The organism is Bradyrhizobium sp. UFLA05-112, assembly GCF_053572325.1.
The window spans coordinates 65835-77997 of the sequence record NZ_JBANBK010000011.1 but is presented as its reverse complement, the minus strand read 5'-3'; the positions used below and the strand labels follow the sequence as shown (position 1 = coordinate 77997).

Below are 12163 nucleotides of genomic sequence, written 5' to 3'. Positions count from 1 at the left end.
CCTTTGCACTATCTGTCTCTTGGCAATTCATCACGGATGACTCTGACCAGACACTCAGCGGCCTCCTTCGAGGCATCAATAGTTCGCAGTGAGGATAGGGAAATCACTGAAAATCCGCTGAGCTTGTTCGATAAGCGGGGCGCTCAGTACCGGAGCAAACATCACGAGCACGCCGAGAACGACGAGAAGCTTGACAGTCAGGGGCAACGTTTGGTCCTGCAGCTGCGTTGCGGCCTGAACGATGCCGATCACCAGTCCGGCCACGAGAGCGGCGACGAGCGGCGGCAGGACCCAGATCATGAAGACAACGAGCGATCGGCTCAAGTGAGTGAGGATGCTAGCTTCATCCATGTTAACCTCCCGGCGTTGCGTAGCTTAGGACCAGCCCGTGCATGAGCCGCGACCAACCGTCGATCGTGACGAACAGAAATAGCTTGAAAGGAACAGAAATGAGTGTTGGCGTTACCATTGACATGCCCATAGCCATCAAGATCGTCGTCACGATCAGATCGATCGTGATGAATGGAAGATAGAGCAGGAAGCCGATTTCGAAGCCACGCTTAAGCTCGGAGATCAGAAAGGACGGTATAAGGATCGCGAAATCATCAGCGCTTGCGTTTGCGCGCATGTCGTCCGACCAGACACGTTCAGCGGATGACAGGAAGAACGTGCGCTGCTCCTCATTGGTAAACTTTTTCAGGTGGGCGCGCAGCGGCTCGCTCGCCTGCTTGGCTGCTGTTACCCAGTCGTCTAAACTTTGATAGTGAAGTTGCGGGTCGCTGACGCGGCTGTAGATCCCCTCTAACAACGGAGCACTGATGAAGACGGTAAGAATCAGTGCAGCGCCATACAGAACGATGTTCGGGGGTATGGACTGTGTCCCGAGCGCGTTACGAACGAGGAAGAGAACGACCGAGACCTTTATAAACGCCGTCGTGGTGACAACGGCAAACGTCAGTAGACCAAGGCCGACTGTTACCGAAATAAGCGCAAGGATGTTCGGTTGAATCTCAGTCATTGACCGCCAACTCGCCGCGTAGCCTGATAGCCAGTTGTTCACCGACACGCACGATATCGCCGTGGCCGATCACTCTTCCATTCGCAATAATATCGATCGGGCGATCGATGGAGCGGCCAAGTTCGAACACGTGGCCTTCGTTGATGGTTCTCAACGCACCCAGCGGGATGGGCCAACGGCCACATTCAAAGACGAGCGTGATCTCAATGCTATCGACATCGGCTTCCGAGGGCGGCATTGCTGGCTGTGTTTGCGGTTGGTTTGTCATATCTGCGCACCTTAGTGGGTGGAATTGCCGGCGGAATGGGCCCCGCAGAATCGCTCCTCCACCAGCGACCTGCGAGGGGGCCCACAGCGTTCCGGCAGTGAGGATGAGCTGGCCGCGTGCAAAAGGAATGACGTCCGGCAAAAGCGCGTCGCCAGTTCGTGCTTGGCGAAGTAGCGCGAGGGGAATGCGCAACGAGCCAATCTCTGCGGCAAGCATCACAGGCAATTCCGGAGAAAGCTTGCGCCTCTCTTGCGGCAATTGGCCAAGCAACTTTCGCATCATAGAGAACGCGGACGGAACCAAACCGTCTAGTGACGAGAATAGGAACAGGCGCGCACTGCCCGTAAGCGGTCCACAGGCGATCTCGAGCTCCAGATACGGGCCTTGCATCGTTGCTTCGTCTATGCGGATTACTTGTACCTCCTCGGCTAGCAAGTTCTCCAGACGAGTGAGCCACGCTTCTAGGGCCAGTTCGAGAAGGAGAGAACGGGCTGGATCGGAAGGTAAAGCAAGGTCATTCTGCACAATCGAGATCAGTGTCTCGACCATCGGGCGAGGCAACGACAACACAAGCTTTTCGGCTCCGACGCGGAATACACAGTCAAGCATGGACATGGCAGATGGCTGCGGTTGCCACACGATCCGGTTCACCCGAACTGACAGCGGCTTATCAGCAAGGCGACTCTGCGGGACCATCCGCTGAGGCGCGATATCGTTCAGCCACAAGACCACCTCATGGGACAGTCTGAGCGCTGGCTCGAACGGTGCAGAGTCACCCCGCATACTCGCCGGTCTCATTCTGACACCGATACAAGAGGAGCAGTCATTAGATGGACTTGCCAAGCGTTTGGCTACGCGAACCATTCTGATATCGGACCAAGATCTCATCCTCTGTTTCGAGTTCAGCCGCGAATTCCGAATGCGCGGTGCTCGTGCGCTGAACGTCGCACTCGATCTGCTGCCACTTTTGACTCGCCGCCGAACGCGTGGCCCAAATGGTCTGCGCCTCAACAAGCTCTGCCGTGACCTGCTCTTGAGCGATGCGCGCCTGCTCAACTGCTTGGCGTGCTAATGTGACCTCGGCTGTGAGCCTCTCAAGGGCGCGATGGCAGCGACGATCGAGTTCCGTTGCAGACATCGTGTCACACGATGTCAGCTCCAGATAAAGTTCAGTTTCGAATCTTGCGCGGCGCTGCTCGACCTTTGCAAGATCCTTTGAGGCACGGTCCATGGCATCGACCGCGATGCGGCGCTTGGTTTCCATGTTGGATAACTCACGTAGCGCGCTGCGCTCCCTCATGTCCTTCACACGCCGCAGTTTCGACGTTTGAACGGAAGTCAGGCGGTCAGATGCGACATCCACGTGATGGTCTCCTCAAAAGTGGACGGCTCGTCCTGCCCCTGGCGCAAGAACTTGTGTAATTCCTCGATGGAGGCGATTGCCCGATCAGTTAGCGGATCGGAACCCGGGCTGTATTCACCGACCTTGATTAGGAACTCTGTCTCGTTGTAGCGCGAGAGCAGATCACGGAATAAAGAGGCCGCCTTGCGATGTGGCACAGATACGACGGCATCCATCACGCGACTTCGGCTCGATAGCACGTCGATGGCCGGGAAATGCTCACGGGAGGCGAGCGCGCGTGAGAGAATGATGTGACCATCGAGAATCCCCCGCGATTCCTCGGCGATTGGATCGCCCGTACCGTCTCCTTCGACAAGCACGGTATAGAAGGCGGTGATCGACCCGGTCTCGCCCATACCGGCGCGCTCTAACAAACTAGGCAGCATTGCGAAGACGGAGGGAGGAAAGCCGCGTCTGGTGGGCGGTTCTCCTGCGGCAAGGCCGATTTCGCGCATCGCGCGGCTAAAGCGCGTCAACGAATCCATCAACAGAACGACGCGCAGCCCCTGATCACGAAAGTACTCGGCGAGTGCAGTGGCCATATGAGCACATTGCGCGCGCTCCATTGCCGAGCGATCGGACGTCTCGACGACCGCGATTGTACGATCAATGGCATCTCCAATATGGCGCTCGATGAACTCGCGCACTTCACGCCCACGCTCTCCTATAAGCGCAACGATGGTCACGTCGGCGGCCGCGCCTTTTACGATTTGCGACATCAGCGTGGACTTGCCGCAACCGGCGTCCCCATAGATTCCTATCCGCTGGCCTTCGCCGCACGTCAGAAGCCCATCCAGCACACGGACGCCTAACGGAAAGGGCCGCTCGATGCCACGCCTCGTCATTGGGTTAGGCGCCCTGCCGCGGAGGGGGCGAGTGTGGGCCGTCTTTATTGGACCCTTGCCGTCGAGCGGACGGCCGAAGCTATCGATGACGCGCCCGAGCAAATCGGGGCCGACTGAAGCTTCCTGCATTCGCCCAGTGGGAACCACCTCCGCGCGGCTAGACAACCCCACCATATCGCCGATTGGCGTGAGTAATACCCCATCCGGCAGCAGACCAATGACCTCGGCTTCAAGCGACCGTCCGGTAGCTTGATCCTGCAGCAAGCACAGCTCTCCAACGCGGGCTCCTGGCAATACGGCGTGAATCAGCGTACCAATCGCCCGCGTGATGCGTCCGCGTACCGCACGCGTGTCGATATGCTTTGCTGTAGACCTCAGAGATGATAGCGCCGCATGCACAGATCCTTCGCTAACCGCATCGTCGTAGCTTGCTTGGTGGGTCGTCACGGTGCGCCCTCCTGGGAAGACGGATTAAGGCCGAGGCGCAATTCCCGGAGTTGGGCCGAAAGCCCTAGATCGACATTGCCAAACTCACTCCACAAGACGCACTGGTCCGGCGACAGAGCGGGGTCAGCATCAATGGTAACTTTTGGCCGACCATCCCTTCCATCGAATGCCGCGAACTCGCGTGTCAGTGCATCCGTTTTCACAGGAGACACACGAAGACACACTTCGCCACTGCCATATTTTTCGTCAATGGCGTGGCGAACGGCCTTCACCAGCATCTCACCGGGATCAAACGACCCTAACAAGTCGCTCAAGATTTCAAGGACGAGCTGGGGCAACGCCTGTTCCAGAGTGGCTTTCCGACGCGCCACCTCGCAAGCGGCTCGGGCAACGAGCCGCGCCATTTCGTCCGAGCCTGTCTTGAGGCCCTCAGCGTGGCCGCGCGCTCGCTCGCGCTCATAGGCTTTCGCTGCCCAGCTGCGAACCTGTCGTATATACCGCTCTGCTAGCGCGCCCGTTTGTACCGCATCGTACCAGATCCCCAGTTCCGCAGCTGGTATGAGTGGACCCAGCGGGCGTATCTGCGGGCTTTCCGGCAATCCAGGCTCGTTGGCGGTCATTCTGTCCCTGCCTCTTCGGCTAAATGGGCCATCACCAACGACAACAGCTGGCCTGCGGCCTTCTGGTGCTCGGCTGCCGGGGCGTCAGCGGCCGTTCCTACAGGTAAGCGGAGAAGCACGCGCCTACGGTCAAGCTCCGAGGCTTCCGCGAGCCAAGCGCCCAGGCAGGCATAACCGTCATGTTCAATCTGGTGCGTAAGTTGCTCCGGATCGACAATCGATTCCGTTGCGACGGCGTTCGATAAGTGTCTGATCGCGAACGCATGTGCTTCCGCACCAATGTCTTCGATTAGCAGTTCGAGATCACGCTTTGACACTCGCTTTACCAACGAACGAGCATGCCAAACACTGCCGGCTAGGAGTGCCGCCCGATGCGGATCATGCCCGAGCAGTACATCCCTTCCCCAGCTACCTTCATTGACCACCAGTTCACCGCCTAACAGCAATTTGGCTAGTCTTTCCTGCAGCCTGGTAGCCTTCTGCAACTGCAACACTGTGGAAGGCGACAGCCGCGGATCAAGACGGGCGGCAAGACGGCTGGGATCACTCAAAGCCGTAAGCTCACGTAGGCGATTGCAGCGTGGGCTGACTGAATAGTTTTGTTCCTTGGATGTCATCGATACCGACACTGGATTCCGCTCATCGCGCATCAAAGTTCAGCTTTTGCCGGCGGCTTGGGAGCGGGCATCCTCGCGCCTATGCCAAGATTTGCCAGTTTGCGCCAAGATTGACTGAGCCGGCGCGCACGTGTGCTCAGCAGGACGTAAGACAGAACGCCGAACGCAGCACCAGCACCTCCGACGCCGACTGCAACAAAGGGAGTTGAGATGAACTTCGTTGGTTGAACCGAAACAGCTGCCGGCGCAGACGTGAGCTCACGTTGAGTCCGCTCGACCGGCACGAACACAACCGCCACTTTGTCGTATGCCAGCCCCTCAATGCTGTTGGCGACGAGCATCTTGATCTGGGGCAGCAAGGCTGAGAGCTTTGCATTGGAATCATGTCGGATGAACACCGAGGCCGAGGACGGGGTGGCATCTTGCCGCAAAAGGTCGTTCTTCGGCAGAACAACATGAACACGCGCGGAGATAACCCCGTCGATATCGCTGATCGTGCGCGATAATTCTTCGCTAAGGGCATAAACGTAGCGGGCGCGCTCCTCAACCGGGGACGCGACCAGGCCGGATCCCTTGAACACCTCGCCAAGGCTCTTGAAAGGTTGGCGGGGCAGACCCTGGTCATTCAGAACGTCGATCGAAAAAGCCAGTTGCTTTGCTTCGACTTGAATCGTGCTGGTACCATCCTTGCCAACAACACGGACGGCATCGACCCCCTTGCTAAGGAGAACAGCAAGCATCTCGTTGGCTTCACGCTCCTGGACCTTCGTATAAAGATCGGTCTTGCAACCGCCTAACGACAGCAGAAGCGGCAATAAGGCTAAACCATAAAGCCGCCTCCCCGTGGCCACGCTACGGCCGATCTTTGTTTGCGCCAAGACAATCATCACCCGCCGCTCAGCCCGCTGACATCAGCTTATTCATAGAGGAGCCGACAGCACTGGCACCCTTGGAGATGAGCGACACCTGAATGACCCCCTCATAAACATTCCGCAGATTCGCCAATGTCGATTCGAAGTGATCCACGCCTTGCGGCCCGCCGACCGGATGCACCTCGACTTCGTGCGAGCGCAGGACGGGCTGCGCAGCCGGCCCAGGCGGAATGCCCGCCACAATCGGCTCGCCACTTACCTGCGAGGGAAGTGCGCTGGCTGGCAATGGTGCGGCTCGGTGCACTGCAGAAAGATTCTGAAGAAGGCGATCGCCAAGCGGGCCGGCGTGCGGAATTGCACGCTCAAGTTCCGACACCGGCGCTGCGCTATGCTTCACGGAGACTAAACTCTCTTGAAACTTTGCCTGCGCGGACGAACAGGCATTGGAGAGACATTCGGCGGGGTTGGCAGAGATCGGCGTAACGCCTAACGTTGTGGATGAGATCATGCTCGCACGTGATGAGATTAGCTGTTCGTTGGCGTGAACGGGCACCCTAGAGACGCCAGCTGACAAAAAGCTGACGAGAATCAGGATCCAAAATTCACGCGCCGGTCCACCTAGCGACGAATTCTCCGCTCCCAATTTTGGACGAATTTTGGTGCGTCTTCTCGCGCGCGAAATGAGGAATCCTTACCGAGCCATGACGCTGCACATATTCAAGAACGTTCTGAACGTCGGGGTTTTCCTTTTCGTGGGTCTCGCCGGGCTGCACGGTGCTGAGCTGGCGCTCCCAACGACGCCTTATAGCTACACGGTCCTGGATCAGGATCTCGCGTCCGTACTGCAGGAATTCGGCAACAACCTAAAAATTCGAGTCAATGTCAGCCCAGAGGTCAAGGGACGGATCCGCGGGCGCATGCCGGATCTTGCACCGCGAGAGTTCCTCGAACATTTGGCCAATCTTTACAATCTTCAGTGGTACTACGATGGACTCGTACTTTACGTATCCGATGCGCACGAGGCGCAGAGCCGTCTATTTGTCTTGAATCCGATCACGTTCGATGCATTCAAGTCGGCACTGGATTCGCTCAAGATCTCCGATGAGCGCTATGTCGTGAAAGCGGCAACCGGAGATGGCGTCGTCTTTGCTTCCGGTCCGCCTCGGTTTATGGCGCTTGTGGAGGAAACGCTGAAAGGCCTAATGGCGGAGGCGCAGGCGCGGCGGAACCCTGCGCCAGTCGAAAAGCCGCGCGAATCGGCCTTGATGTTGTTTCGGGGGTCCTCAAGCATGATCATTCGTGGTGGACCGGAGAGTTTTCTCTCGCCCGACGCGCCGCATCAAGACAGCGTGATTCACGGGCCTGGTCTCAGCGAGAGATAAGCTGACGCCAAGACTGACATGCGAACGAACTCAATGCGCTCGCCTACCCTCTGTCCCTTCTTAGAAACCTAGTGCTGGCCTCACGATGGAGCGTTATGTACAGGATGATCAGCGCGAGCGCACAATGACGTTAACGTCGGGCCACGGATACTCCAACTGGAACTCCGCCAACTGGCTGAGCATATATGACCGCGAAGTGAGCCCAATCCGCTTCGATCACTCAAGAGCTACTTCCTTCGCCCATTCCACGGCGCCAACGATCGCAATCATTAAAGCTATACACCGCGAACATCTCACGATGCCGAATTGCGCTGATTGGAAGGGCAGTAAAACAGCCTTGCAGGATTGCGCAGCCCTTGCGACGGCTAATCGGGCCCACCAAGAGGCCCCGCAGCTTCGGGCAAGACCGGTTTTGTGTCTCAATTCTTCTGAGCGCCGTCAGCTTCTGGAAAGCTAACTGGTCCTATCATAGCCAGAGGACGATCTAAATTGTAGCGGGACTGAGAGCTTAATCGGAAGTATCTGAGCTCTTGGACTCTGCCCGTCCACGCTATTTCTTCGTCTCGAGCTCCGGCCGCACCACATGACGGGATGTGGTGCAATTTCCTGTCAAAGGACGCATTGATGTCAGTCACCAACTTATCCGTGACCAACGTAACTACGGCTTTCTACGGGCCTGCTCCCTCGGTGCAGGAGGTTTCGAGTTTCGAGGCGATGCTGGCCGGTTACTCCTTGAAAGACACGAGCTCCGATCATTCCGCACCGCCTGACGATGGCGCAGCAGAGTCGATCAAAGAACTTACGGCGGGGCTCTCGCAGGAGGCGCAGAATATCCTACCCCCAGATCTCAGGGCTGCACTGGAAGCATCTGCCCAGGCCCCGCAGCCATCCCCTGCTGCGAGCCCAGCTCCGATTGCGGCCGCGCCAGTGCCCAGCTCGAGGGTTACGTGGAACGGCGGCACCTTGACCAATTCCGAGTTGCAGATTGTATCCATTCTGAACCGCCACAAAGACAAATGTCCGCTCGATTGGAACTCTCTTGGAGATTTGGCCAATGATCCCACCACGCCTTCGGATCTGAAGGCGGCGATCCAGGGACTGCAGCAGGACCCGGAGCTCTTCTATGCCATAGGCTCGCAAGGCGACGGCCGTTGTGGCGGGAAGATCAAGGCAGGTGATCTCTCCGGCTTCTCCGATCATCACTCACAGGTTGCCGCATTCCAGGAGCAGCGGGCGCAGAGCTACGAAAATAACTACATTCCTTCGGACGGCGCAGGCAATGGCCAGCCATCGGTCATGGCTGAAACCGATGCATTGCGTGAGCTATATCGGTATTCCGACAACCTGCCCAAGAACCTAAGTCTCGCCGATTTCAAGCAGATCGTCGATGGCGATGCCAAAACCGGTAAATGCCCGCCTCAGGTTCTCGCGGCCGCTCAATACTTCCTCAGCCATCCCGACGAGTGGAAACAATTGTATGGCGGCTCGGTAGACAAGGTCCACAAAGAGGACTTCTTGCAGGTTGCCTCATCAGCGATGAATCTGACGCAAGCCGAGCTGGACACGCTCGCTACGATCGACAGGAACCAAGGCGCCTTTTTTGGAAAGGGCGACCTGACCCGGGACAAGCTGGCGAGCATGGCCGATGACAAGAGTCTTGCCCCGGATGTGCGAAAGGCCGCCTCACAGCTGCTCTCGGATCCTCTCTTATTCGGATTGATCAACAATTCGATCACAGGCTACAAAACCCACCACAAGTTCTTCGACTTTGGCGGCGGCCATACCGTCGATTCCGGCAACATCAGCAATAAGGATTTCACGCACTTCTTCAACAATATGTCGGCCGCAAACCGCACTGCTCACCTGTCGAAGACGCACGTCGCTCAAACGACTGCCGAGCAATCTGCTGTTGCGGACATGGAGATGGGCGCGGCGGATCAGCCCGACATCAAGTCACCAAAGAAAAATGGAGGCGCCTTCATGCACGGACTTGATGACGTGCTGAAGGTTGGCTCAAAGGTCCTCGACTGGGCTGCCACGGCGGTTGGCGTACTTGGCTTCGTTCCAGGCCTAGGCGAATTAGCCGATCTGGCGTCAATGGAGCTCGAGAGCGAGGCGCAGATAGCAAATCTACTGCACACCGCGATCACAGGCGGAAATATTAAGCAAGCACTGGAAGAAGCGGGCCTCGGTATTGCAGCGCAGGCGGTGGGCTGCATCTCCGGACCGGAGGTCAAGCTGGCCATGCGCGAAGGCTTGGCGAAGCAGGCAATTCAAGAAGCCGCGACGGCCGGCGTCGACCTGCCGGTTTCGGTGGCCCAATCCTATGCGGAGAATTATTTGCAGAACCTGAAGGAACGTGTTGCGTCCGAGCGTACCCAAGCTGTAGGCGCTTACACCTAGTCAGAGCGACGCAAATCGTCTCAGATCACCGCCTGACAAAGGCAGCTTGCGGAGTTCCGCCCGGTGGGTCCGCGAGTCCCGCAAGCTTTGCCCTCACGTTCTTTCGTCCAGGCGGAACGATTTTTTTATCGTCCGTTCGCGCCGCGTTGCTGTTCAGCTGTATAGATCGCCGACTTCACGATCGGCTTCAACGCAGTTCACTGTTGCCACGATTCTTTGGAAGCCCATCCGAACCGGTCCCTTGACTATCGGCTCTTTTAAATGCGCCGAGGTGGAACTCGAATGGAGTCAGTGTCGAGGACGAAGCGCCTCACAAAGCGGTCCGAAGCCGAATGTCACCACATGAGTCTTGGACGTCTGCGGCGGAGCGGCAAGCTGACCCATCGCATTCGGTTGATCGGGAACTATCGCTCTTCGCGCGCAGATCGTCTGAGCAAGCCTCATAGCTCATTTCTTATCGTATCAAGACAATTCGCTGGTTCTGGGAAGCAAATTCGCACAAGAGCTGCCACCGACGCCGGCCACGCTGTAACGGAGCCAAACGCGGCAACTAAACCTCGGCTCAATTGTATTTTCTCTGGAGGTCGTCAGCTTGCCGAAAGCTAACACGGGCAGAATAGGGACAGCGGAGACAGCCTCCATCCGCATGACCTAAATTGCAAAGGAGAACCCGATGCGCATTTCCGGCTTAGGCCACCCCGCGCCAATTGACAGCGAGCTGCGTGCGGCTCATGGGCACAAAGAGCCTTCGCACGCAGCTGGCGCGCATGAGGGGCATCCCAAATCGCCTGTTGCAAGCAGCCCCCCTGCAAATGGCGCGTCGGGTCCGGATAGCAACAGCAACTCGCATGACGCAGCTATGCGCCAAGCATTCAACACCGTTCTCGGAGCCATTGCTTTCCAAATGGTAGATAGCCAAATGGCTTCTTTGTCAGATGCCATGACCGAGACGGAAGAAGATACCTGACGTCGCATGTCGTCGCCAGGTTATACGAGCCGCTACTAGCGGCGAACTCTCGATAAAACAGGAGAAACGATATGCCTCACTCACCCGTCAGCGGCTCGACTGCAGCCGAGACAGCTAACACAGCTGCCGCCACTGTTGGTTCCACGGCTTCCGACGTTGCGTCACAGGCTGCGTTCCAAAAGGAGCTCGCTGCTCTCACCGCCACGAGCTTGCAGGCCACTCAGCGAGATGTGGAGCTTCGCGTCGTCTCGACGAACCTTACGACCATCAAGAAAGTAGCCGACGAGCGCGTGCAGTAACAGACAAGGTGGGAGACACCGTCGTCCCACCTTTCCCGAGTAACGTAATCCGCCAAGTCGTAACGGGCCGTGCGGCTTCGCCGCACGGCTTCGTTCGCTCTTCAGGAGATCGACCGTGCATGAAACGAATTCCCCGCATTTTGAGGTGCTGTCGGGGCTTTACTGCGGGGTTACCGGCAAAACTGGTATGGGACCGAGCCTGATTGGTAGCGGCTTGGATGCTGACCTAGTCTTTATCGAGCAAGGGCTCGAACCGCATCATGTTCGTGTCACGCCACATCGCAATTCGATTGAAATCGAGGCTTTTGCGACGGAAGTTGGGATCGAGGGACGCGAGACGATTTCCCCGAACGAGCGTGTTCTTGTTCCTCTTCCGACGGTCATGCATTTGGGCGAGATGTCCATTCGCTGGTCCATTGAGGGTACTAAACAAACTGCCTCTACTGGTCGCTGGCTCGCGACCATCGCACTCGCCTCAGTCCTGATCAGTTCTGTCGCGGTCGGCGCAGTCTCAACCAGTTTCTCCCAGTCGGACGAGGTGGTTGGTTTGAGCGCCGATGTGGGCCGTGGCAACGAAGTTGCAACGAAGCCAACCCCCAAGGCTCCCTATGCTCTGATGACCGATGCAGCTGCCGAAGAGCTGCAACAGGAGGTCGAGCGCGCGGGGCTTTTCGATATCAAGGTCGGGTCTGGGGCGGGAGTTGTTACCGCTGATGGCACGGTTACGCCAGCTTCGCTGCCTAAATGGCAAGAACTCCAGCAACGGTTCGATGACCACGGCAACGGCGCTTACGTGCTCATCAACACAGTAGCGGTAAAGCAAGAGAAGGCGCCCTCCTCCATAGCTGTCGAGGCTGTCTGGCGCGGAAGTGACCCTTATCTGGTCATTGCTGGCCAGAAGTATTTCGTGGGCGCGCTGCTGAATAATGGATGGACCGTCAATGGGATCGAGGAGGGACGCGTGCTCCTGAGTCGGAATGGCCGGCTGGTTGCACTCCCCTATTAGAGTTTCCGGCCCGCAGC

Annotated in this window: 13 protein-coding genes; 4 read left to right on the top strand and 9 right to left on the bottom strand. The window is 57.6% G+C overall.

Translation table 11 applies throughout. The features are described 5' to 3' along the window. Positions 1-75: 75 nt before the first annotated feature. The 9 genes from SO180_RS09025 to SO180_RS08985 all read right to left on the bottom strand — a co-directional run bounded on the left by SO180_RS09025 (position 76) and on the right by SO180_RS08985 (position 6597). Positions 76-351, bottom strand: coding sequence for an EscS/YscS/HrcS family type III secretion system export apparatus protein (locus SO180_RS09025; RefSeq protein ID WP_449378454.1), 276 nt, complete (start codon positions 349-351; stop codon positions 76-78). A gap of 1 nt (position 352) precedes the next feature. After that, entirely contained in the window at positions 353-1018 is a 666-nt protein-coding gene (sctR, locus tag SO180_RS09020; protein WP_449378453.1) for a type III secretion system export apparatus subunit SctR, read from the bottom strand. Beyond that, the gene (gene sctQ / locus SO180_RS09015) at positions 1011-2018 is read right to left on the bottom strand and encodes a type III secretion system cytoplasmic ring protein SctQ (protein ID WP_449378502.1); all 1008 of its coding nucleotides are present in this window, start codon (positions 2016-2018) and stop codon (positions 1011-1013) included. Before sctQ ends, sctR begins: the two co-directional genes overlap by 8 nt. 94 nt (positions 2019-2112) lie before the next feature. Continuing rightward, positions 2113-2649 (bottom strand): hypothetical protein, encoded by a 537-nt coding sequence (locus SO180_RS09010; protein ID WP_449378452.1) that lies wholly within the window; start codon positions 2647-2649, stop codon positions 2113-2115. Then, complete coding sequence (sctN, locus tag SO180_RS09005) at positions 2625-3980, bottom strand: type III secretion system ATPase SctN (protein WP_449378451.1); 1356 nt, start codon at positions 3978-3980, stop codon at positions 2625-2627. Before sctN ends, SO180_RS09010 begins: the two co-directional genes overlap by 25 nt. Beyond that, positions 3977-4600 (bottom strand): type III secretion system stator protein SctL, encoded by a 624-nt coding sequence (sctL, locus tag SO180_RS09000; protein WP_449378450.1) that lies wholly within the window; start codon positions 4598-4600, stop codon positions 3977-3979. The genes sctN and sctL overlap by 4 nt, the downstream gene beginning before the upstream one ends. Next, positions 4597-5151, bottom strand: coding sequence for a nodulation protein NolU (locus SO180_RS08995; protein WP_449378449.1), 555 nt, complete (start codon positions 5149-5151; stop codon positions 4597-4599). The genes sctL and SO180_RS08995 overlap by 4 nt, the downstream gene beginning before the upstream one ends. 98 nt (positions 5152-5249) lie before the next feature. After that, entirely contained in the window at positions 5250-6104 is an 855-nt protein-coding gene (gene sctJ, locus SO180_RS08990) for a type III secretion system inner membrane ring lipoprotein SctJ (RefSeq protein WP_449378501.1), read from the bottom strand. A 10-nt stretch (positions 6105-6114) separates the two neighbouring features. Continuing rightward, the gene (locus SO180_RS08985) at positions 6115-6597 is read right to left on the bottom strand and encodes a nodulation protein NolB (protein WP_449378448.1); all 483 of its coding nucleotides are present in this window, start codon (positions 6595-6597) and stop codon (positions 6115-6117) included. Between the two features lie 193 nt (positions 6598-6790). On the opposite strand from SO180_RS08985, the gene SO180_RS08980 reads away from it, so the two are divergent. The 4 genes from SO180_RS08980 (at position 6791) to SO180_RS08965 (ending at position 12146) form a co-directional block, all read left to right on the top strand. Then, the gene (locus SO180_RS08980; RefSeq protein WP_449378447.1) at positions 6791-7471 is read left to right on the top strand and encodes a secretin N-terminal domain-containing protein; all 681 of its coding nucleotides are present in this window, start codon (positions 6791-6793) and stop codon (positions 7469-7471) included. A 714-nt stretch (positions 7472-8185) separates the two neighbouring features. Beyond that, entirely contained in the window at positions 8186-9874 is a 1689-nt protein-coding gene (locus tag SO180_RS08975) for an HrpF/NolX family T3SS translocon protein (protein WP_449378500.1), read from the top strand. Between the two features lie 673 nt (positions 9875-10547). After that, positions 10548-10841, top strand: a complete 294-nt coding sequence (locus SO180_RS08970; RefSeq protein WP_449378446.1) for a hypothetical protein — start codon at positions 10548-10550, stop codon at positions 10839-10841. Between the two features lie 414 nt (positions 10842-11255). Next, complete coding sequence (locus tag SO180_RS08965) at positions 11256-12146, top strand: SctD/MshK family protein (RefSeq protein ID WP_449378445.1); 891 nt, start codon at positions 11256-11258, stop codon at positions 12144-12146. Positions 12147-12163 lie beyond the last annotated feature (17 nt).